Annotated in this window: 24 protein-coding genes; 9 read left to right on the top strand and 15 right to left on the bottom strand. The window is 59.8% G+C overall.

Features of this window, described 5'->3' with window-relative positions:
* Positions 1-14: 14 nt before the first annotated feature.
* From ACP26L_RS02840 to ACP26L_RS02810, 7 genes are all read right to left on the bottom strand, one after another.
* Positions 15-1,040, bottom strand: coding sequence for an HD-GYP domain-containing protein (locus ACP26L_RS02840; RefSeq protein ID WP_426451015.1), 1,026 nt, complete (start codon positions 1,038-1,040; stop codon positions 15-17).
* Entirely contained in the window at positions 1,037-1,579 is a 543-nt protein-coding gene (locus ACP26L_RS02835; protein ID WP_426451014.1) for a methylated-DNA--[protein]-cysteine S-methyltransferase, read from the bottom strand. The genes ACP26L_RS02840 and ACP26L_RS02835 overlap by 4 nt, the downstream gene beginning before the upstream one ends.
* On the bottom strand, positions 1,576-2,847 hold the full coding sequence (gene queG, locus ACP26L_RS02830; protein ID WP_426451012.1) for a tRNA epoxyqueuosine(34) reductase QueG: 1,272 nt from the start codon (positions 2,845-2,847) through the stop codon (positions 1,576-1,578). The genes ACP26L_RS02835 and queG overlap by 4 nt, the downstream gene beginning before the upstream one ends.
* Positions 2,848-2,868: 21 nt before the next feature.
* Positions 2,869-3,459 (bottom strand): signal peptidase I, encoded by a 591-nt coding sequence (gene lepB / locus ACP26L_RS02825; protein ID WP_426451011.1) that lies wholly within the window; start codon positions 3,457-3,459, stop codon positions 2,869-2,871.
* A 1-nt stretch (position 3,460) separates the two neighbouring features.
* The gene (locus ACP26L_RS02820; protein WP_426451009.1) at positions 3,461-4,012 is read right to left on the bottom strand and encodes a DUF402 domain-containing protein; all 552 of its coding nucleotides are present in this window, start codon (positions 4,010-4,012) and stop codon (positions 3,461-3,463) included.
* Positions 4,013-4,333: 321 nt separating this feature from the next.
* Entirely contained in the window at positions 4,334-4,771 is a 438-nt protein-coding gene (locus tag ACP26L_RS02815; RefSeq protein WP_426451008.1) for a GNAT family N-acetyltransferase, read from the bottom strand.
* A gap of 241 nt (positions 4,772-5,012) precedes the next feature.
* A complete protein-coding gene (locus ACP26L_RS02810) occupies positions 5,013-8,144 on the bottom strand; it encodes a S8 family serine peptidase (protein ID WP_426451007.1) in 3,132 nt (1,043 codons plus the stop codon).
* Between the two features lie 237 nt (positions 8,145-8,381).
* Here ACP26L_RS02810 and ACP26L_RS02805 point away from each other — a divergent pair, with 237 nt between their 5' ends.
* The 3 genes from ACP26L_RS02805 (at position 8,382) to ACP26L_RS02795 (ending at position 10,184) form a co-directional block, all read left to right on the top strand.
* Positions 8,382-9,170 (top strand): hypothetical protein, encoded by a 789-nt coding sequence (locus tag ACP26L_RS02805; protein ID WP_426451006.1) that lies wholly within the window; start codon positions 8,382-8,384, stop codon positions 9,168-9,170.
* A 94-nt stretch (positions 9,171-9,264) separates the two neighbouring features.
* Complete coding sequence (locus ACP26L_RS02800; RefSeq protein WP_426451005.1) at positions 9,265-9,444, top strand: hypothetical protein; 180 nt, start codon at positions 9,265-9,267, stop codon at positions 9,442-9,444.
* 125 nt (positions 9,445-9,569) lie between these two features.
* Entirely contained in the window at positions 9,570-10,184 is a 615-nt protein-coding gene (locus tag ACP26L_RS02795; RefSeq protein ID WP_013914321.1) for a superoxide dismutase, read from the top strand.
* A gap of 150 nt (positions 10,185-10,334) precedes the next feature.
* Here ACP26L_RS02795 and ACP26L_RS02790 read toward each other — a convergent pair whose 3' ends face one another.
* Positions 10,335-10,958 (bottom strand): LysE family translocator, encoded by a 624-nt coding sequence (locus ACP26L_RS02790; protein ID WP_426451003.1) that lies wholly within the window; start codon positions 10,956-10,958, stop codon positions 10,335-10,337.
* Between the two features lie 155 nt (positions 10,959-11,113).
* On the opposite strand from ACP26L_RS02790, the gene ACP26L_RS02785 reads away from it, so the two are divergent.
* Positions 11,114-11,797 (top strand): Crp/Fnr family transcriptional regulator, encoded by a 684-nt coding sequence (locus tag ACP26L_RS02785; protein ID WP_426451002.1) that lies wholly within the window; start codon positions 11,114-11,116, stop codon positions 11,795-11,797.
* Positions 11,798-11,893: 96 nt separating this feature from the next.
* Here the strand turns inward: ACP26L_RS02785 and mutY are convergent, their stop codons facing one another.
* Positions 11,894-13,054, bottom strand: a complete 1,161-nt coding sequence (mutY, locus tag ACP26L_RS02780; protein WP_426451001.1) for an A/G-specific adenine glycosylase — start codon at positions 13,052-13,054, stop codon at positions 11,894-11,896.
* Between the two features lie 76 nt (positions 13,055-13,130).
* On the opposite strand from mutY, the gene ACP26L_RS02775 reads away from it, so the two are divergent.
* The 3 genes from ACP26L_RS02775 (at position 13,131) to ACP26L_RS02765 (ending at position 15,063) form a co-directional block, all read left to right on the top strand.
* Positions 13,131-13,985 (top strand): AraC family transcriptional regulator, encoded by an 855-nt coding sequence (locus ACP26L_RS02775; RefSeq protein WP_426451000.1) that lies wholly within the window; start codon positions 13,131-13,133, stop codon positions 13,983-13,985.
* Between the two features lie 89 nt (positions 13,986-14,074).
* Positions 14,075-14,683, top strand: coding sequence for a hypothetical protein (locus ACP26L_RS02770; RefSeq protein ID WP_426450999.1), 609 nt, complete (start codon positions 14,075-14,077; stop codon positions 14,681-14,683).
* Complete coding sequence (locus ACP26L_RS02765) at positions 14,680-15,063, top strand: c-type cytochrome (protein WP_426450998.1); 384 nt, start codon at positions 14,680-14,682, stop codon at positions 15,061-15,063. The genes ACP26L_RS02770 and ACP26L_RS02765 overlap by 4 nt, the downstream gene beginning before the upstream one ends.
* Before the next feature lie 157 nt (positions 15,064-15,220).
* Here ACP26L_RS02765 and acpS read toward each other — a convergent pair whose 3' ends face one another.
* Positions 15,221-15,622, bottom strand: a complete 402-nt coding sequence (gene acpS / locus ACP26L_RS02760) for a holo-ACP synthase (protein ID WP_426454797.1) — start codon at positions 15,620-15,622, stop codon at positions 15,221-15,223.
* Positions 15,623-15,717: 95 nt separating this feature from the next.
* Between acpS and bioA the strand changes: the two genes are divergently transcribed.
* Both bioA and ACP26L_RS02750 read left to right on the top strand, forming a co-directional pair.
* Complete coding sequence (gene bioA / locus ACP26L_RS02755; protein WP_426450997.1) at positions 15,718-17,070, top strand: adenosylmethionine--8-amino-7-oxononanoate transaminase; 1,353 nt, start codon at positions 15,718-15,720, stop codon at positions 17,068-17,070.
* 103 nt (positions 17,071-17,173) lie between these two features.
* On the top strand, positions 17,174-18,082 hold the full coding sequence (locus ACP26L_RS02750) for a manganese catalase family protein (RefSeq protein ID WP_426450995.1): 909 nt from the start codon (positions 17,174-17,176) through the stop codon (positions 18,080-18,082).
* Between the two features lie 97 nt (positions 18,083-18,179).
* Here ACP26L_RS02750 and nadE read toward each other — a convergent pair whose 3' ends face one another.
* From nadE to ACP26L_RS02725, 5 genes are all read right to left on the bottom strand, one after another.
* Positions 18,180-18,989, bottom strand: coding sequence for an ammonia-dependent NAD(+) synthetase (gene nadE / locus ACP26L_RS02745; RefSeq protein ID WP_426450994.1), 810 nt, complete (start codon positions 18,987-18,989; stop codon positions 18,180-18,182).
* 225 nt (positions 18,990-19,214) lie between these two features.
* Positions 19,215-19,649 carry a BrxA/BrxB family bacilliredoxin gene (locus ACP26L_RS02740; RefSeq protein WP_426450993.1) on the bottom strand — a complete coding sequence of 145 codons (435 nt, stop codon included), beginning with the start codon at positions 19,647-19,649 and terminating at the stop codon, positions 19,215-19,217.
* A 128-nt stretch (positions 19,650-19,777) separates the two neighbouring features.
* On the bottom strand, positions 19,778-20,215 hold the full coding sequence (locus ACP26L_RS02735) for a DUF3905 domain-containing protein (protein WP_426450992.1): 438 nt from the start codon (positions 20,213-20,215) through the stop codon (positions 19,778-19,780).
* A gap of 13 nt (positions 20,216-20,228) precedes the next feature.
* On the bottom strand, positions 20,229-20,360 hold the full coding sequence (locus ACP26L_RS02730) for a hypothetical protein (protein ID WP_426450990.1): 132 nt from the start codon (positions 20,358-20,360) through the stop codon (positions 20,229-20,231).
* Positions 20,361-20,964: 604 nt separating this feature from the next.
* The gene (locus ACP26L_RS02725; RefSeq protein ID WP_426450989.1) at positions 20,965-21,948 is read right to left on the bottom strand and encodes a cation diffusion facilitator family transporter; all 984 of its coding nucleotides are present in this window, start codon (positions 21,946-21,948) and stop codon (positions 20,965-20,967) included.
* Positions 21,949-21,980: the final 32 nt, after the last annotated feature.

Raw genomic sequence — 21,980 nt, 5'->3', positions numbered from 1 at the left:
TGACAAATGCCTCCCTACATCAGGACCGACTCGATAAATACGGTTGTCATCTTGGCAAGATCCACTTCCTTGACCTCCAGATCGTCTCCGCTCCCCTTCACAACCCGGACGATAGGCCGTCCCGGAAGCCCCCGGTGCTGGCCTACCACGACCCCGGTCTCCCGTGTCGTCAGCTTAACGGAAGCCCCCGTCGGATAAACCGAAACCGTGCGGAGGAACTGGATCACGATCTCGCGGTCGAGCTTCGCCCCGGCCAGCACCATCATCCGCTCGCAGGCCTCGTGTGGCAGCATCCGCTTGCCATCCCGCTCGAACAGCAGATTGTCGTACGTATTCGCAACCGCCACGATGCGCGCATAGAGATGAATCTCTTCGCCGGGGATCTGCCGCGGCAGGCCCTCACCATCCATGGTCTCATGGTGCTGAAATGCGACATGGGCGATGAGCAGACTGAGCTCCCGCTTGTTCTTCAACACCTCAAAGCCGCGCCAAGTATGATGCCGCCGCTTATCGCTGTGCTCGTCATCCGTAATAAGCTCCAGCTTGCCCACATCGTGAAGCAGCGCCCCAATGGCGAGCTCACGGAGCTGGGAAGCCGGCAGGCCCATGTTGATGCCTATGAGCACCGACATCATGCAGACGTTCAGCGCATGCACATACATCGCGTTGTCCTCGGTCCGGATATCGGTCAGCTGGACCATCACTTCTTTGTTCTGCATCACTTCTTCAAGCAGCGAGTCGATGCTTAAGTTCAGGCTCTTCGTATTGAAATCCTTGCCGGACCGGATCGAGTTGAAGGTGTCGGTCATCCGCTTCATCACCGCCCGCTTCGTCTCCTCCGATACCAGCTCCGGAATCTCCAGATCCTCGAACTCCTGGTCCTTGATATAGATCATGGTCACTCCGATGCGCTTGAGCTGATTGATCATGAACACGGTCAGCTGCACGCCTTCGGACAGAAGAACAGACCCGTTGGCCGTAAAAATGGTGCGCCCGAGGTATTGGCCGGATTCCACATTCTCGATATGTACATATCTCATACTAATTCGCCTCCTGCCGCAGGAGCGCCACCTTCAAAGCCTTCAAGCCCGAGCAGAAAGGTCTTGATCGATAAGCCGCCGCCGTAGCCGACCATGGCTCCCGCAGCCCCAATCACGCGGTGGCAGGGCACGATAATCGGCACGGGATTGCGGTTGTTCGCTCCACCTACGGCCCGCACAGCCTTGGGCGATCCAATCGCCTCTGCTATCTGCTTATAGGAACACGCCGCCCCGTAAGGGATCGCGGTCAGCTCCTGCCATACGCGAACCTGGAAGGGGGTTCCCCGCAGATCGAGCGGCAGTTCGAAGACCTGCAGGTCTCCGGCAAAATACCGCCGCAGCTGATCCGCCGCGACAGCCAGCTCAGCCGGGTCGCGCTCCCAGGCGTCTGTTCCGAACTGACGTCCGGACCAATCGCGCAGACGGCTTTCATTCTCGGCGAAGGAGCCGAATTCAATCTGACAGAGCCCCTCAGAGCTGGCACCGAGCGTTAGTATCCCAATGGGAGATTCGATTTCATGATACCGGATTGCCTTCATGCGCCTGTCTCCCCTTTATGGTGTCCCCGTTCCTGTGACTCTGCCTCCACCTTGACCTGGGCCTTCACCATCTCCCGCCTCGCGGCTTCGTCAGATTCCCGCTCCAGCGCTTCGGCAAGAGCTGCCCGAGCCTCCTCTCCGCCAATTCGACCGACTGCCCAAGCGGCCGTGGCCCGGATCTCAGGACGCTCATCGGTACGGAGCAGTCGGATCAGCTCCGGCAGGGCTTCCCGGTCGCGGAAATTCCCCAGCGCCAGGATCGCGTTGCGCTGAATCGGCTTGCGGCCGCGCCAGGAGGCGGAGCTTGTGCCGAACTTCTCCTTGAATTCCCGGTTGGTCATCTGCAGCAGCGGCACGAGCAGGGGCTTCACCTGCTCGGGGTCCGGCTGCAGCTCGGGATGATGGTCCGCATGGATGCCTTTATTCTTCGGGCATACGATCTGGCAGGTGTCGCACCCATAGAGGCGGTTGCCGATCTTGCGCTTCAGCTCATCATCCTCGATTATGCCCTTGGTCTGGGTCAGATACGATACGCACAGCTGGGCATTGAGCTGACCCGGACCCACCAGCGCACCGGTCGGACAGGCATCGATGCACAGCGTACAGTCCCCGCAGTCCTGGTTCACCGGCACATCCGGCGGGAAAGGCACATTCGTCACCACCTCGCCGAGATACACCCAGGAGCCCCACTCCGGCGTAATGACGGAGCAGTTCTTCCCGATCCAGCCGATCCCGGCACGCTCTGCGACCGCCCGGTCGACCAATACCCCTGTATCGACCATCGATACGGTACGGGCCCCCGGCACTTCGGCGCGAATCCAGTTCTCCAGCTTCTGCAGGCGGTCGCGCAGCACATGATGGTAATCCGTCCCCCAGGCAGAGCGGGAGAGGATTCCGCGATAGCGCCCCGGCTCGGAGCGCGGCGGATTCGGCAGCTTGGATGGATAGGCTACCGCAATCGAGATGATGGACCGCGGCTGCTCCATGGTGAGCGCCGGGTCTACCCGCTTCTCGATCTCTTTCTCCTCGAAGCCGGACTCATAACCCTTTTCCCGGTGCTGCTCGAGGATGTCCTTGAGCTGTGTGAACGGCTCGGCCGAGGCGAAGCCGATCTTGTCTATCCCAAGATCGGGCGCCGCGTTTCGCAGCTTCTCCCTGATCCGTTTCCACTGCTGTGCATCATACTCCGGCAGGGAGGTCGGGCCCGCATGGGATTCGGTATGCTGATCTTCCTGTTGTTTGTCTTCCCTGCGCCCTTCCTCCGACATGCGCCCTTCCTCTCCTTCCATCTATAACCCCCGCCATTTGTCCAGCGGCCATAGGATCCATTCCACCCTTCCGACCACCTCATCGAGAGAAACGGGACCAAAGCTTCGGCTGTCATGGCTGGCGTACTGCCGGCGGTTATCCCCCATGACGAAGAATTGGCCCTCTTCCACCGTGTAGGGCTCGAATCCGCCGTCCTCGATCAGCGTGTCGGTATAAGGTTCAGGCACCGCCTGTCCGTTCACATACAGCCTGCCGCGGCGAATATGCACTTCATCTCCGCCTACGGCCACAACGCGCTTCACCAGAAAGGCCGGCTCCTGTCCGTCGTCGCCGGTCCGCTTAATGACAATCACGTCCCCCCGCTGCGGAACGCCTCCCAAGCGGATTGTTTTATTAATGAAGAGCCACTCCCCGTCTTCAAGAGTAGGCTCCATGGATATCCCCCGTACGGTTGAGAAATGAAAGAAGTACTGGTGGATCAAGACAACGAACAGGAGTCCGGCGGCAGTCAGCTTCATCCACACCCAGATCTCCCGGAGAGCCCCTTCCGGGGAAGCCGCCGTCTTCCGCTCCTCCTGCTCTTTCATGCCTTTGGCAGGAAGCAGCCCCATCCTACCCCTCCGCCCCATATTCTTTCCAACGTTCGTAATAAAACATAACCAATTCGTCCTGGAACGGCGCCTCGCCGGCCCGTACTCTGGCAAGCAGGGCATTCAGCCCCTGCTTCACCTTCCCGTCTACAATAGAAGAATAATGGTAAAGCGTCTTATGCTGCTCATATTCGTCCTGGTCGACCACGTGAATGTCGCCTGCCGGCATCCGGATGACATCCAGATCATAATCAATATAAGTAATAATACCGTTGTTTACGTAAGGAGGCGAAGCGACATTGCAGTAGTACCGGACTCCGTGTTCCTCGATGAGGGCTACAACATTAAACCACATTTTCGGAATAAAAAAAGAAATACCCGGAATGCGGCTGACCCACTCCTTGCCATCGGCCTCCACAATCTTCGTCTGGCTGTTGATAAGCACAAACATGGACTCGGCCCGATGGGTTTCGTGCAGTAGATCGTCCGGAACGAGCCAGTTCTTGAGCCACATCCGGTGCAGGTGCCCATCGTGTTTGAAGCTCTTGATCAAATATGGATGAAATGCTCCCATAAGGTGCCTGCCCTTCTGCATCGGACCGCCTTCAGATGGCGGGGTGCTCTGCGTTTGCTGAAAAAAGTGCCGTTCCGTCTGTCTTGCACTCGCTTGCTGCATGCGTCCTTGGAACCAATGCCGTGTAAACCTATTTCCCGGACGCAGGAATCTTGCTACTAGCATAAACTTATGTTGTGCCGCTTTCAAGGGAGAGACGGCGAACCTTGCCAACAAAAATCACATTCTATACATTTACCAACAAAAAAAGCATACCCGAAACAGCCGCAGCCTTCCGGTTATGCTTATATCATCACTTTCTTGAAGTTCCGCAGGTGGGGTCTATCCGTTTACTATACTGAGACGGTGGGGCGCACGCGAAAAATCGGCGGCTTGGTAACCCGCCTTCTCGTACACTGGCAGCACCACTTCGTTATGCACGTCCACGGTAACGAGAATGCGCCGAACCTTCCGGCCGATAAAGCGCTGGCGAAGCGATTCGATCAGGGATTGGCCGATGCCTCTGCGCTGATGCTCACTTTCCACGGCGATCCGGTAATAGTATCCGTTGTGGTTATCGATCGTGCCGACAATGATGCCGACGATCTCCCCTTCTTGTTCTGCAACCAAAACCAATTCACTGTCCCAAGACAGCTGTCTCGCAAATGCTTCCATCGTTTCTTCGTAGCATTCTTCCGTCAGCACGCTTTCGAGAAGACAGGTCACCGCTACATAATCGGATAATTGAAACGAGCGAACCTGATAGGAACTCACAAGCATAAGTCGAACTCTCCCCGCCACTGAGATTGGTATTATAGTAAAATACGACAAAACGGCCCAAATTCCTGCCTATTCTTTAAGAAATCGCAAAAAATCTTCATATTTTTTTAATTTTCTACTGAAAACGCTTTATTATTAAGCGTTTTCACGAACTTTGCCGTTTTTCAGAGCAACGCCAAAAAAGCCGCTTTCCGGGACTTTCGTCCCGAAAAGCGGCTTCTTCTAGAACTCGCTTCGCCCCTTACGGCGCATCCGGATCCAGCAGGCGGCCCAGCACGGTCACCGCCTGGGCTCTGGAGGCCGGTCTTGCCGGTCCGAACGAACCGTCCGGCATTCCCTTCATCAGCCCAAAGCCTGCGGCCTTCGTCACGGCGTCCGCCGCCCATGCGCTGATCTGTTCCCGGTCGCTGAAGGCTGCGGATGCAGCCGATGTCAGGACAGCCCCATTACGGCGCCCGGCCGCATAGCTCTCGGCATTCACCAGCATGAGCGCCATCTGCTCACGGGTGATCCGGTCTTCCGGGGCAAACTGCGTATCGCTGACGCCGCTGATCAGCCCGGCCTCCAGCGCATTCACCAGCGTCTGCCGGTACCATGCGTCCACCGGCACATCGCCGAATGGCAGTTCCCCGGTGGTTTCCGGCAGCCGAAGTGCCCGGGCGAGCAGGGCTGTAAACTGGGCTCTTGTCACCTCGGTGTCGGGAGCAAACTCCGTGTCCGTCATGCCCTCCGCCACCCCTTTAGATGCCATCCGTTCGACCGCTTCCCGGGCCCAATGCCCATCGAGATCGGCGAAGTGACGATTCCACTGCATTACGGCAAACCGGCCGAATCCCTTAAGCTCCACCTGGTACTGATTCTCCTCCGTCCGTCCGCCGGCATAGCTCCACTTCCCCGTCCCTTCATCATACCGGTACACCCCGGAGCGGTTCGGGTCCGTGATCTTCCCGCCGTCATAACCGACGGTGAGCAGCACCGGTTTTCGGAACACGCCGATTTCCTGCTCTCCAGCCTCCAGTCTCAGCTTATAGACTGGAGAAGCGAGCTCGGCATATTCCGGCCTTCCCGGAGCCTCCGCCGCCGAAATCGCGCTCAGCTTCACCGGGATGTCGTCCGCCACTTCGATGGCTCCCGGCGGTACGGTGAAGCTCAGCCCATCCCCCTGGATGATCAGCTTCGTTCCGGACGTCTTGGCCAGGTTCCATACCTCTCCCGCCAGTTCGAACACCCAGCCGCCCGAGCCTTTATCCGTCACATCCACGGTGACCGGAGCTCCTTGGGCCGAAGCGATCCTCTCCTTCAACTCCTCCTTGGGAGGGGCTACCGTAACAGGAGCGGGCGCCGGAGGGGAGGCGCCGCCGGCCGAAGGGATCACGCCTCCGACGGAGCCTGAAGGCGATCCTCCTCTGCCGATGGTGTATTTATAGCTGCGGGGCTCGCTCGCTATGCCGTTCTTGACCGCGTAGGTGACGAGCGTCCGGGTCTCATCCAAGGTAATCGGACCCGTATAATCATAGACGGCGGTGCTCCCCGCGAATCCGTAGACGAGCTTCGCCCCGGCGGTCGCCGTCTTCAATTCCACAGTCTGTTTGGAGGTGTAGCTGCCTGCAGCCGGAGAAGCTTCCGGTGCACCCGGACGCTTCATAAGAACGACCGGCCCCGGAGGCACATACCGGCCTTCCAGCTCCTCCGGCAGCTTGGCCTGCAGCTCCAGCCGGTAGACGTCCTCCTCCGGTATCCGTTCTTCCAGGGTACGGCCGAGGTACACATCCCGCGTCACCGTCTGGCCCTCACCGGCTCTGCTTGTAAGGGTCACCCGGACCTGGCTCAGGTCCCCTTCGACTTCCCGGCCGGTGTCATCCTCCGCCTTCAGCTTCACTTGAAGCATCGGCTGGCCCGTCGTTCCCGCGGGCGTCCGCGTGGCGGTCAAGCTCAGGCGGGGCCGCGTGAAGGCTTCGGCCCCATTCAGAAGGCCCCCGCCATAGTAAACCGAGGCGGAGTAGGCACCGCCGGACCTGGAATTCGGCGGCTCAAGCTTACGGCCCGTGTGGTACAAAATCCGTTCCACATCAGCGGAGGTGAGGTCCGGGTCCTGCATCTTGAGCAGGGCCGCCAGTCCGGAGGCGAGCGGAGCGGAGTAGGAGGTGCCGTCACCGATGCCTATCGCACTCGGACCGGTATGCATGGTAGAGTACATGGAGGTGCCCGGTGCAGCCACGGTGACCCTGCCGATGTTCGAGAAGTCGGCAATCGTCAGGCCGCCTCCTTCCGTACGGGTGACCGAGCCTACAGCAACCACGCCGGGCATGCTGGCAGGGAACAACGTGCGGTAAGCTCTCCGGGGCTGCTCCTCTCCCGTGTCCTCCTCCGCCTTCAGCATATTCGCCGGCTCGTCTCCGGTCCAGTGATTGCTGTCGTTGCCGGTAGCGGCCACGACGACGATCTTTTTGCCGAGCGCATATTCAATGGCATCTTTCACCGCCTGCACCTCACCCGGCATCCCAAGGCTCAGATTAATCACATCGGCTCCGTTGTCCGCCGCCCAGTAGATGCCCTCGGCCACATCCGAGCTCTCGATATCCGTCTGTCCGCTGCCGCCCACCTTCACGGGCAGTATACGCACGGGTCCCGGTCCGGCCGCTCCCGCTATGCCGATCCCGTTATCTGTTACGGCGGCGGCAAGCCCCGCCACCATCGTGCCGTGGCCGTTCTCATCCTCGGGGTTCCAATCCCGGTTCTTCACATCGTAGCCCCGCAGCAGGACCCCGGCGAGATCCTCGTGATCCGCCCGTACCCCCGAATCGATGACGGCAATCGTCACCGGCTGCCGGTCTGCGTTCTCACGCACCCTCGCCCAGCCATAGGTCAATTCGGTGACGGCCAAGCCCCACTGGTAGTCAATGTAGTAATCGTTCGCAGCTTTGGACTTCAGCCCGGTACCGCTCCCCTTCCCCGCTCCGAGAAGGCCGCCCTTCTCTACCTGCACCGCGGGGCGATACCCCACATCCGTATAGTGGAAGCGGTAGACGGGCTCGGCATATTCGACATCCGGATTCTCCATTAGTCTTGCGACGGCTTCCGGCACACTCTCCTGCTCCTGTGTAGGCACGGTCACCGTGCTGCTGACTTTGCCCGCCGCCTTCAGCATTCGGGCACCCGACGGCGCCTCGGCCGTCTTCTTGTACTTCACCAGCACCTTGCCCGGTACGACCTCCGGGGCTGCCGCCGGAAGGAGCGGTTCGGACTCCCGGGCCGGTGCCGGTTCCGCTGATCCCGTCCCGGCCGCTGCGTCGGCTGCGCACGACAACAACGGCGATAATACGAGGGCTGCCGCCAATCCGGCGCAGGCCAGCCTTGGTTTGGGCCAATCCATAGCGGCTCCTCCTTCATCTATCTTCTCAACCCAATCTTCCAAACGCAAAGTAACTCTACTAAAAGTTTCCATAGAGTAGTATAAATTGAATTGGGAGCGCTTGGCAATGATTCCCGGATGATTTCAGCAAAGTTTTAGAATCGAGGGAAGGCGGAGTCATATTATGTAAAAATATGGAACATGGTGCATCGTCCTGCGTATATAGAATCATAAACCTACTTCAAGGGGGCGAACGAAATGACATCTCCGGTATCTTTACGGTATGCACGGCGCCAGCCCAAACTGCTTCCTCTATTCGTTGCAGCAGCACTAACGGCGGCAGCCGGCTGTTCCCCGGTCAGCTCCGGCGGAAGCCCTCAGCCGTCCTATCCTTCACCGGCCGGCAACCGTACGCCGGAAGCTCGGGTATCTTCCGCGCCCGTACCGCCCGATGACGCCTGTGCCGATGCGGACCAAAACCGCAGCTGCGATGACGGGAGCGGCTCGATCGACCCGGCGGAGGCGGCCCTCTTCTACGGAGGTGCCGTACCTTATTACCGCCGCAGCTCCGGAGGCCTGGCGGGGCCGGGCAGTCCCCCCTTTCAGCCGGCCAAGCCGACTACCGGGAGCAATTCAGAGAGCAAAGCCCCTGCGCCGCCAGCGGCCGCGCCCGAAACTACCAAGCGGGCCGGAACGTTCACCAAGAGCGGGGATGCCGCGGGAGGCTCGGCGGCCGAAAGCCGCTCTACCCCGGCCCCGGCACCACCAGCCGCTCAGAAAGGAACCGCTCCCGGAAGCTCCGGGAACACCGCGGGTGCCGATACCTCCGGCACCGCCGGAGCCGGCAGTACCGGGAGCGCAGCCGATGCGGGTACAGCGGCAAAGGCGGGCTCAGCCGGCACGCCGGTCCCCCCCAAGAGCGGATCGTCAGGCTCCAGCTCGATAAGCTCCTCTTCCGGAAGCCCCGGCTCCTCACCCGGAGGCGGCTCCGGCTCCTCAGGCTCCCGCGGCGGAATCGGCAGTACAAGCTCAGGCTCCTCCAGCTGACAGGCCGGCCCTTGCCGGTCTGCATAAAAGCCGGCGGCCGGAGTTAGAATAATCCGGTACTGTCCCCATTCTGTACCGAAAGGAGGTGCCTCCCATGACCGATGACATCCGCCGTATCCATGAGCTCAACGACCGCAAAACGGGAGAATGGACATCCGAGGAGCTTCACTACCACCAGCGGGTCATGAGCGACCTGTCGCCGTGGCTCAACGCCCAGGGAACCGCCATGCTCGGACAAATCATTCACGAGATCGAGAAGCGCAGCGGATATTAGGGGCTGCATTCCGTCCCTTCTTATGGCTTCGCCAACACTTAACATACATATATGTTGATTTTATATGGAATATAGGCGATAATGGATCTTGGAAAACTTATACTTTGCGGGAGGTAGATTAGAAGATGGCACATCAATTACCTGCACTGCCTTATGCGAACAACGCACTTGAGCCCCACATTGACGAAATGACGATGATGATTCACCACGATCGTCACCACAACACTTACGTAACAAACCTGAACGCAGCGCTGGAAGCTCACGCCGATCTTCAATCCAAAAGCGTGGAAGAGCTGATCTCGAACCTCGACGCTCTGCCGGAAGGCATCCGTACTGCTGTTCGCAACAACGGCGGCGGCCATGCGAACCACTCCCTCTTCTGGGAAACGATCGGACCGAACGGCGGCGGCGCACCAAGCGGCAAGCTTGCTGATGCGATCAACGCGGAGCTCGGCGGTTTCGACAAGTTCAAGGAAGATTTCGCGAAAGCGGCTACGACACGTTTCGGTTCCGGCTGGGCATTCCTGTCCGTAACCAAAGACGGCAAGCTCAAAGTAGCTTCCCTGCCTAACCAGGACAGCCCGATCATGGAAGGCGAAACGCCTGTTCTCGGTCTGGACGTATGGGAGCACGCTTACTACCTGAAATACCAGAACAAGCGCCCTGACTACATCGCAGCATTCTGGAACGTTGTCAACTGGGAAGAAGTTGGCAAGCGTTACGAAGCGGCAGCGAAGTAAGCATTGTGATAACAGCAAAAGCTCACCGTTCTCCTTGGACGGTGAGCTTTTTTTGTACAGAAAAACACGATGGGGCGGCAGCCGGAAAGACCGGCATGATCACGCGCCCCATCGGATTGAGATCAGAGTCGGATTCGTATTACCGCAGCTTCAGCGTTCCGAAAAGACCAGCCGCAGCCCAATGGCCGCATACAGCAGCGCCTTGGCCTTGTGAATCCAGGTCGGCATGCCTCTGCCGCCGGTCAGTTTGTCGGCCAGCCCCCCTGCACACAGAGACACAAGCGTGAAGATCAGCATGGCCTGCACCATGAAGACCGCGCCGAGGACGACCATCTGAACGGCCGGCTCCCCGCCCTGCGCCGACACAAACTGCGGAAGCAGCGCGAGAAAGAACAGCGACACCTTCGGGTTGAGCACATTCATGAGAATGCCCCTGCGGTACAGCGCCCCGGCCGGCTGAAGGGGCGGACTGGCCAGCCCTGCGGCCCCTGCCCCTTCCCTCCATGCCATCCATGCCAGATAGAGCAGATAGGCCGCTCCGGCGTACTTCACCAGTTGGAAGAGGATGAGGGAATTATACAGCAGGGCCGAAAGGCCGACGGCCGCAGCAAAGGTGTGGGCCACCACTCCGGTGCTCAGTCCGAGACCGGTGATGATGCCGGCCTTCCGGCCGTTCGCCAGACTCTGGGCGATCACGAACAGCAGGTCGGGGCCCGGAGCGAGGGTTAACAAGACGGCAACCGCCGTGAATGACAAGAGCAGTACGGGATCCAATACGATCAGCTCCTTGGGCGGGCAGGCCCGCCAACATGATTATAAAATTTTCTATAGTAAGGAAAGAAATTCTGGCCGCATGACACCAGGACCGATATAATCTTAGTATTCTCTTCATCAATTGAAGAATGACCGGAAAAGAGTGAAGCCATCTTATGAGCAATCTGATATCTCTTCTGCAGCACGTCCCCCTGTTCCAAGACCTGTCCGTCACGGAGCTGGAATCGGTCGCCCCGCTCTTCCAGGAGCGCAAATACAAGAAGGGGACCATTCTCTTCCTGGAAGGAGACCTCGGGGAAGAATTCTATCTGATCGGCAGCGGCGTCGTCAAGATCTACCGGATCGACAATTACAAGGAGATCATTCTTTCCCTGTTCCGCCAGGGGGATTTCTTCGGGGAGATGTCGCTGATCCAGAAGGGGCTCCAGCGCTCCGCCGCAGCCGAAACCCTGGAAGCCTGCTCGATCTACACCTTGATGCGCTCGGACTTTGCCAGCTTCATGGAACACAGCCCCAAGCTGTGCATGAGACTGCTTGAAGTCACGATGGAACGGCTGCGCAAAGCCAACGAACAGATCTACAATCTTACCTTCCTCGATGTGCGGACACGGACAATCAAGGTGATCTCCCAGCTCGCGGAAGAACACGGCCTTCAGCGCTCAAGCGGGCATCTCATCAACATGAAGCTCACCCACCAGCAGCTGGCCAACATGGTCGGCACGGTGCGCGAGTCGGTCACGAAGGTGCTGCAGGAGCTTCAAGAGGACGACATCATCACCATTGACAAGAAATACATTATGGTCAAGGATCCCGAACGGATGGCCAAACTGATCTATTAGCTCCCTCACCCACAGGGAATACCGGCCGCAAAAAACCTCCGGCTCTCTACCCGAGAGTCGGAGGTTTTTTGCGCTTCGGGCTTCCCGTGGACCGGATCAGCCATGGGAAGGGCGGCCCTGCCGCTCCTTGAAGTAAGCCTTCAGGATGCGCAGGAACACATTCGGAAAAGCATACTGCTCCATCTCTTCCCGGGAGATCCAGCGGTAGTGGGACGGCAGCGGCGCCGAGGCTTCGGGAAGCAGCGACGGGTTGTCCAGCGTGCCGAGGAAGACGTCCAGCTCCCAGTGAATATGGCTGAAGGTGTGCTCGGCCGGCATAAACCACCGCAGCTCCCCGAGGCCCAGCCCGTCTGCCGCCAGATGCTCCGCCAGCGCCTTGTGCGCAGGAGCCGGGTCCGCCTCCTGCGCTGTGCCTCTACCTGCCGCTTCCACCGCAGGCGCCAGCGTATGGGGCAGCTCCCACATCCGCGCGAGCAGCCCCTCCGCCGGACGCTGGCGGATCAGCACGCGGCCCGCCTGCCCGCCCGTGCCCTCGAGCAGCGCGACATACCGGCTCTCCGGCCGGGGCGGCTTCGCCTTCTTCTTCACCGGCAGCTCCGCCTCCATGCCTGCGGCCCGGCCGGAGCAGTGCAGCATGACCGGACAGGTCAGGCAGTGCGGCGACTTCGGTGTACAGACCATAGCGCCGAGCTCCATGAGGGCCTGGTTGAAATCGCCGGCCGCTCCTTCGGGGATGAGCTCTTTGGCCAGCTTTTCCATCAGGACCCGGGTACTCCCCTTCATAATGTCCTCTTCGATCAGGAAGTAGCGCGAGAGCACGCGCATGACATTGCCGTCCACCGCAGGCTCCGGCTTGTTGTAAGCAATGCTGAGAATGGCGCCCGCCGTATACGGGCCGACCCCCTTCAGCGCGAACACTTCCTCCTTCGTATCCGGTACGACGCCTCCGTAGCGCTCCTGCACTTCCCGGACGGCGCTCTGCAGATTGCGGGCGCGCGAATAATAGCCGAGGCCCTCCCAGGCCTTCAGCACCTCGTCCTCCGGCGCATCGGCGAGTGCCTCCACGGTCGGGAATTTGTCCACGAATCTATGAAAATAAGGGATGACGGTCTCGACTCTCGTCTGCTGCAGCATGATCTCCGAGATCCAGATATGATACGGATTGCGGCTGCGGCGCCAGGGCAGATCGCGCTTGTGCCGGCGGTACCACGACAGCAGCTCTTCCGAGAAATAATGCTTTTGTTCTGTACTGTACATGAGTTCTCCTTCGCTTTGCACACGTTGTCAGGCTATAATGGAGAGTAGCAAATCCGAAGCGAAAAGAGGACTGCCGATGCTGACTCCCGGAGAACTGGCCGCGCGCCTGAACAAGCTGGTCGTGTCGATCCTGCTCGTCGGCCACCAGAAGTGCGAGAGCCACTGGCATCAGAAATCCCGGTCGATTAAATATCATTCCGTCTGGCTCATCATCAAAGGCAGGGGCACCTTCACCATCGGCGGCACCCATTACCCGGCCGAGCCCGGCAAGCTGTTCTGCTTCACGCCCGGCATGATCGTGGAACGGACGACCGATCCCGAGCAGCCGCTCGAATATTACTTTCTCCGCTTTCATTATACGGAATGTTACGAGGAGAAGGAACAGTGGATTTACAGGAATGCCGCCGAATCCAAGTTCCCGCTCGAGGGAATGTATACGGTAACGAACACGCCGCAGCTCATCTACCAGATGGAGCAGCTCGACCTTCTGTGGAAGCGCCGGGGGCATATGACTGCGATGCGCCGCAAGATCGTGCTCCAGGACTTCTTCCTGACACTCGTGGCAGACTTCCGGGCACAGAAGATCGCCGGGGATACGACGGCAGCGATCGAGCTCACCCAGGACTATATGATCGGGCATTACCAGGAGCCGCTCACCCTAGAGGCGCTGGCCCAGATGGCCGGACTCAGCGTCAGCCATTATTCCCGCCTCTTCAAGAAATACATCGGCTACAGCCCGATCGATTACCTGACCCACCTGCGGGTCGACAGGGCCAAGGAGCTCCTCGTTCTCTCCGATTACCGGCTGAAGTCCATCGCGGGCAGCGTAGGGTATACGGATGAGTTCTATTTTTCGCGCATCTTCAAGAAAGTGACCGGCGAATCGCCCCGAGCCTACGCCCAAAAGCACCGATTCTTCCCCACCCCCTGAGGGCGGAAGCGGGTTTGACTTTGCGATGAAGGAAAGTGTACGCTACCTATACAGAGAAGCATGAGCCGTGATGAAATGAGGTGGCCCTTATGAAACAAGGAGATCTGATCGCGAGGAGCGCTTCGGGTCCTGCCCTGCGTTCCGCCCTGCGGGACCGCCATCGTCTGGCTGCAGCCTCATTCGCCCCATGGCTGCTGGTCTGGGGGGCGGAACGGGCTGTGAATGCGGGACTGCGGTTCACGGAGCCTTGGAGGGACGCAGGCCGGATGCCGATGGGACTATTCCTGTCGGCGCTGCTCGTCTCCCTTGGCCTGCTGCTGTGGGAAAGACTGCGCCGCAGGCTCCCTGCCGGCGTGCCGGCACCGCTGCTGCCTGCCCCGCTGGTCCGGAGCCTAGCCGTAGTTCTGGGGCTGGCCGCCCTGTACCTTGCTGCCTCCCGGATGAGTCTGTGGGGACTGACGCCTGACGACAGCGCCCTGCTGCCCGGCTTCGTGCTGGCATCCGCCTATCTCGTGCTCGGCAGGCGGCTCGGCTGGCCGCTGACGGTGCTGGGCGTATGGATGCTGGCTCTCACCGCGGTAACCGCGTGGAAGTATCTCGGCTTCGCCCCCATTCTGGTGTCCGGCCTCGGCGGCTTGTCCCTGATGGCGGTGGCAGGCCTGCTTCGTTTATGGACAAGGGGGATGCGATACCAATGACAATCAAGAAGACCATTCAGGCCGTGCTGCTGATCGGCGCTGCGGCCGCCATGCTTGCGGCCTGCGGGCCCAAGAACAGCCCTGAGCCGTTCGGCGGCGGCAAGAACGCGGCCGACACCGCCGCAGCGGCCAAAGCCATGGAGGGCGCTTCCGAGCCTCTTCAGGCGCTGTACAAGCAGCGGTGCCTCTCCTGCCACGGGAACGCGCTCGAGGGCAAAGTCGGACCAAGCACCAACCTCCAGCAGGTCGGCGGAAGGCTCAGCAAGGAGCAGATCTCCGCGCAGATCGCACGCGGCGGCGGCGGCATGCCCGGCTTTCAGGACAAGCTGAGCGCCGAAGAAATCGAAGGCCTGTCCGCTTGGCTGGCCGGCAAGAAGTAACGGCCGATCTTATGTGCACGCCTCAAAGAACCTCCCTGTCCGTCCTGGATGGGGAGGTTCTTTGAGGTCCGCGTGCCGATCTTGGCCGAAGAGTAGGTGCGGCGGCCCGCAGGAGACCCGGGCCCCCGCTTCACGGGCGATGCCTCTGCCAGCACGGCTACGCCCTCAGCTCGGCCATCGCGTAGGCCATGGCCGACGTCTCGCTGTGCGTGATGCTGAGGTGCACGATCAGGCCGCGCACCTCGGTGCCTTCGGCGGCCAGGCGCCCCAGCGAGGCCTCGGACAGCCGGCAGTGGGGCTTGCCCTTGGCGTCCGGGAGCACCTCGATGTCGCCGAAGCCCACCTCCCGGCCGATGCCGCAGCCCAGCGCCTTCACGACCGCTTCCTTCGCCGCGAAGCGCCCGGCGGTGAACTCGGCCAGCCTGCCGCCGCGTCCTGCGGCCAGCTCCCGCTCCGCCGGCGTGAGGACGCGCTGCAGGAACCGCTCGCCGGACGGCTGCTCGAGGATCGCCTGCACGCGGGCGATCTCCAGAAGATCTGTTCCAATGCCGATGATCATGGAATAAGGTCCTTTCTTTTCACTCTTTTGGTACAATGAGGATTGCATTCATCGTATCGGATCTTGCGAGTGAGTTCAAGGAGGACTGGAAAAGCATGGAGCAAAGAGAAAAACAGCGGCTGCTGGAAGCCGACCGCCGCTATGTGTGGCATCCGTTCACCCAGATGAAGGATTATGCCGAGAGGGACCCGGTGCTGATCGAGCGGGCCGAGGGCGTCTTCCTGTACGATGCGGACGGGAAGGCCTACTACGACACGAACTCTTCCTGGTGGGTGAACGTTCACGGCCATGCGCATCCCCGGATCCGCGAAGCGGTGAACCGGCAGATGACGCAGATGGACCATGTCATGTTCGCAGGCCTCACGCACGCCCCCGGCATCGAACTGGCCGAGCGGCTGGCGGGGCTCACCCCGGACGGGCTGACGAAGGTCTTCTACTCCGACAACGGCTCCACGGCGGTGGAAGTGGCGCTGAAGATGTCCTTCCAGTTCTGGCAGCAGACCGGCTGTCCCGCCAAGACGACATTCGCCTTCGTCGAGCACAGCTATCACGGGGATACGATCGGAGCGGTCAGCGTCGGCGGCGTGGACCAGTACCACTCCGTCTTCCGGCCGCTGCTCTTCGGGGCACACAAGGTGCCGTCGCCCGATCCCCGCGGACGGCAGGACGGCGATGCGGAAGCCGCGGCCGCTGAAGCCCTGGAGGCGGTAAGACGCCTCTTCGAGGCTTCCGCCGGCGAGATTGCGGCGCTTATCGTCGAGCCGATGATCCAGGCGGCCGGCGGGATGATCCTCCACCCGGCCTCCTATGTCCGGGGCCTGCGCGAGCTGTGCACGCAGTACGGCGTGCACCTTATCGCCGACGAGGTGGCGGTCGGCTTCGGCCGGACCGGGCGCATGTTCGCCTGCGAGCATGCGGGGGTCTCGCCCGACTTCCTGTGCCTCTCCAAGGGCCTGACGGCCGGCATGCTTCCACTCTCCGTCACCATGACCACCGACGGCATCTACGATGCCTTCTACGACGATTACACCAAGCTCAAGACGTTCACGCACGGCCACAGCTTCACCGGCAACCCGCTTGCCTGCGCCGTCGCCCTTGAATCCCTGCGGATCTTCGATGAAGAAGGCGTTCTTGAGCAGGCCGTAGCCTCGGCTTCGCACCTGCAGCAGGCCGCCTCCCGGCTGGCCGCCTATCCGGGCGTCGCTCACCTCCGCGGTCTCGGGATGGTGGCCGCCTTCGAGCTGTATCGGGACCGGGACTCGGGAGAGCGCTATCCTTGGGAAGAGCGCATCGGCTTCCGGGTCTACGAAGAGGGACTGCAGGAGGGCCTGTTCCTCCGTCCCCTGGGTGATACGATCTACTACTGGCTGCCGCTCTGCACGACGGCAGCGCAGATCGACGACATTCTCGGCCGTACGGAGAAGGTGCTGCAGCGGATAAGCCGCTAAGTACGTCCCAAGGGGTTCCGCCCCCCCTGGTTGTCCGTCATATTTCCCTCCCGTCCGACATATTCGTGAAGTGGAGCCCATCAGGCCAGGGAGGGATAACATCATGATCACCCGTCATAACAAGCTGCAAATTGAACTGCCGAAGTCCCCTTACTCCGACCCCAATGCGGCGTCTGCCGTACAGGAGCTGCTCGGGGGCAAATTCGGCGAGATGTCGACGCTGAACAACTATATGTTTCAATCCCACAATTTCCGCGGCAAAAAGAAGCTGAAGCCGTTCTATGATCTCGTCGCCAGCATTACCGCCGAGGAGTTCGGCCACGTAGAGCTCGTCTCCCATACCATCAATATGGTGCTGACCGGCGAGAGACGCGATACGTATCCCGGCGACCCGGATATCGGACCTATGCGCAATGCCAAGGACAAACGCTACAGCCTGCACTTTATCCCGAACGCGCAGACGGCCTATGTCGCGGACTCTCAAGGACGTCCCTGGGTCGGCGATAACGTTTTTAACAGCGGCAACCTGGTACTCGATCTGCTCCATAACTTTTTCCTTGAGTGCGGCGCCAGAACCCACAAGATGCGGGTCTACGAGATGACCGACCATCCGACGGCCCGGCATATGATCGGCTATCTGCTTGTCCGCGGGGGTGTACATATCATCGCCTATGCCAAGGCCCTGGAGGTGGCGACCGGTGTGGATGTGACCAAGATGCTTCCGATCCCGAACCTCGAGAACAAGTACTTCGACGAGGCCCGCAAATTCGAGGCGATCGGCGAGCACCGCAGGCTCTACACCTTCTCGCCGGACGATTACCGCGACATCGCTTTGATCTGGAAGGGACAGCATCCCGAAGACGGGTCGCCGCTCGAGACGGTTTTCGGCTCGCCTCCGGGCGCACCGATCCCCGACCTGCCGGAGGTGCCCGAAGAGTTCGCCCCCGGCATCTCCGCCGAGGACTTCCTTCAGATCGCAAAGCGCCTACAGAGCAATGCCGGGATGAAGTAACTTCTTCGCTAATACAAACAGCCCTCTTCCAAGTCTGGAGAGGGCCGTTCTTTTTTGTATATGCCATGCACAAAATGAGCCTTAGCCGGGCAGCGGATCAGATCCCCGGAATATCGGTACGCTTATGCTCGGTCCGTAAATAGTGCTTCTCGAGCTTCTCCCGGACTTCATCCGGAATCTGCTTTCCTTCGAGATAATCGCTGTTATCCTCGTAAGTAATACCCAGCTCTTTCTCGTCGGTCTGGCCTTCCCACAGTCCCGCCGTAGGCGCCTTGTCCAACACGCTCGCGGGCACGCCGAGTTCACGGGCCAGCGCACGCACCTGACGCTTGTTCAGCGTGCTGAGCGGCGTAATGTCGACGGCTCCGTCTCCCCACTTCGTGAAGAAGCCGGTAATGGCCTCGGACGCGTGATCAGTACCTACGACCAGCAGATTCAGATCGAAAGCCAGAGCATACTGCACGACCATCCGCGTACGGGCCTTGATGTTCCCCTTGCCCCCGCGGCTGACATGCTGGTGGACGCCGATGGATTTGAGCGCATGCTCGGTCTCCAGGGCAATCTCGTTCACCGCTTCTTCGATGTTCGTCTCGACCTTGTACTTCAGGTTGAAGGCTTCCGCCGTAGCGTAGCTGTCGGCAATATCCTCCTGGGTGCCGTAAGGCTGGAAGACGCCGAGCGTCTTGTACTCGCGGCCCTTCTCTTCGGTCAGCTCGTCGGTTGCACGCTTGCACAGCCCCGTCGCCACGGCGCTGTCGATCCCCCCGCTGATGGCGATGAGGAGCCCGTCCACTCCCGCTTTCAGGACATACTCCTTCAGAAAGTCCACCCGCCGGCGGATTTCTTCCTGCACATTAATCTCGGGCTTCACGCCCAGCTTGGCAATAATCTCCTGCTGCAAACTCATCGCGAGCACCTCTCTTTGTCCTAATCTCCGTGACGAGCGGGCTCTCCTGAAGTCCGGTTGCACGCGCTATGTATTCCCGCTGTCAAGTTTCCTTACAGTATATCACGATTCTCTTCATAGGTTAAACGGCTCCGCACTTTCTGAAACAGGCCCGGCGGGGCAGGGTCCCTTACCACAAAAAAACTCCCGGGATCCTGTCAGGGATCCGGCGGGAGCGCTGCGCACTTATTTGCAGTAGGTCTCGAAAGCGCCGATCAAGTCGTTCGCGATCATCTCGGCGGACCGGTCTTCGACCTGGTGGCGCTGAATGAAGTGAACGAGCTCGCCGTCTTTCATCAGAGCGATGGACGGGGAGGACGGCGGGTACGGCGCGAAGAATTCACGCGCCTTCGCTGTCGCTTCTTTGTCCTGGCCCGCGAAGACCGTGTACAGGTGATCCGGCTTCACCTCATGCTGAAGCGCCTTGGCTACGCCAGGACGGCATTGTCCGGCGGCACAGCCGCATACGGAGTTCACGACAACCAGTGCCGTGCCCTTCATGTTCTCAAGCGCTTCCGCCACTTCCTCAGGGGTGCGAAGCTCCTGGACGCCGATGCGCGTCAGCTCATCTCTCATCGGCTGCACCATATCCATCATGTATCTTTCAAACGACATGGACATTGTTTGCTCACTCCTTCGATCCCATGTTCCGCAAAGGGACATTTGTGTTATGTCCTATTATACATCGGGTCATCGGGAAAGCAAAGGGCTGCAGGTGCTTACGCCTGCAGCGGACAATGCACCCGGGGCTAGTCGTTCCCTTCGCTGCGCCGCGGGTCTGCTTCCCCAGGCTGGAATGCATCGTAGGCGACGTCCTTATCGGGATGCATGAACCGGTCCGCCTTGGGCGGAATGCCGCGTTCGAAGATATCCCGGTTCTCCGCCGTCTGGAAGCCGACGTCCTTGTACGGGTGGACCCACTCGTCCCCCGACATGACCGCCGGGTCGGTATCCTTGCTCCACTGCTCCAGCGGCGAATTCTCGGAGGTATAGTCGTGGTCGCCGATCAGCACCCCGTGTTCGTTGACGAAGGCTTCCCGGGGGCCGCGGCCAGCCTGGTATTCCGGCTTGAACTCGATTTCGAAGGGATCGAGCGCCGGGTCATTTTTGGCGTTGTACTCTATGTCGGTATTGACATGGTTGTAACCCTCGGGGTCATGTCCCCCGGGGCGGTTAGGGGTCGTCACGGAGCGTGCCTCCTTATTCAGCCGGGCGGTTGGGTCCGCTCAGCCGTTTATCCATCACTCCCGCAGCATTGGCCTGCCCATTGCTGTTCTCGTGCATGTCCTGCTCTTTGGAGTTGTTCGAACGGTTCTTTTTGTTCTTAGCCATAGTCTCATCTCCCTTCTTATCCCTAGTATGCGGTAGGCTCCCCCTAATCCATGCGGAACCGGCACCCGCAGAAAATGGAAGAGCTTCGCCCGAATGGCTCGAAAGAGAGTGCTTCGAGGTTTGTTTGTGATCTGTGCCGCCGCCGGGTTCTCCGGCCTGTATCAACGACAAAAGCCCCGACCATTGGCGAGCAGCCAAAGTCAAGGCTAATGGGTGTAATGCATGTTCTGCTGGTATGGAACCTATATCGTGCGGCCGTCTATTAACCTGCGGCCTGCCGAACCTTAAACCCCTGGTCTTGCATGTGAATCTGTCATGATGCTGTGAAACCAAAACAATGAAAGCCCTACCTCTCTTCCATCCTTGCGGCTCCGATGACCGCGCCAGTGTGAATCAGTACAACCACAGTTGTTCATTCATGGGAATCCTTAAGAATTGTTCATTCGATGTGCGGTGAATCATAGAAAGTTGGGTTAAAATTCGAGGGGATTCAATTCATAGGGGTTATGTGAGGTTCCTTCTTTTGCAAAGCATAACACCTAGTATACTCAATATATCGACTGAAGTCAAACAAAAATGAAGAGCCGGCAAAAAAGCAGGGACACTAGCCCCTGCTCTCATCCTGAAGCTCTTCCAAATTCCAAGTCTGAATCCCGTTGTCTTCGATAATCCCCAAGGTTACATCCGCAATGTCGGTATCTGCGAGCAGCTTGTCCCGCACCCGGAATTTGATGTCATCCGCATCCGCCAGCGCCAGCCCGCGGCGCAGCTCGATATAGCCGTCGACGTGGTAGAACCGGCCTTCCTGGATGATCCGAAGCGTATTGATATCGCGCACATCGGGGTCACCGAGGATCAGCTTCGAGACCTTCGTCTCGACTTCCACCGGAGCGGCCACCCCAATGAGACCGGCCATATTGTCGAAGCCGACCTTGAACGCGACGACCATCATAAGCATACCGATCAGGATCGTAGCGACGCCGTCGAAGATCTTAAGCGGCGTGAACTCGGCAATGACAATCGCAGCCAGAGCCAGAGCAGCTCCGCTTGTTGCCACGATATCTTCGTAGAACACAAGCCGGGTCGGCGGTGCCGCACGTCCCACATTCCGGAAGGCCGCCGGAATTACCCCAAGGCCGCGGGCTTCCACCCGGGTCTCCTTGACGATCTCATGCATCGCCTTGATCAGCACTCCGCCGTCCACAGCAATGGCCGCCAGCAGGATCACAAAGGAAAGCCAGAAGCCTCCGGAATGCACCGGGTGCTGCAGTAAATGGATGCCCTCCTTCACCGTCTCATATGCCATTACCGTCACTACAATCACGGCTACCATGCAAAAGATATTGATTACGCGGCCAAAGCCGGTCGGGAACCGCTTGGTCGGTTTGCGTTCCGCCAGCACGCTGCCGGCAAAGACGAAGCCTTGATTCACAGCATCCGCGACGGAATGCATTGCGGATGCAAACATGGCGCCGCTGCCGCTGAAGAAGGCCGCTACTCCCTTTAAGACGGCCAGCCCGGCGTTGCCCAGCGCCGCGATGCCTGACGAGGTATTTCCTTTTTGGACCGCCTGCCACAGATTCGGCATACCACTCGCTCCTTTGCCATCGTTTTCTCGGG

This window comes from Paenibacillus sp. S-38 (assembly GCF_049942825.1).
Taxonomy (GTDB): domain Bacteria; phylum Bacillota; class Bacilli; order Paenibacillales; family NBRC-103111; genus Paenibacillus_G.
Note: the sequence above shows the minus strand (reverse complement) of the source record. Positions and strands in the feature narration are given on the sequence as shown.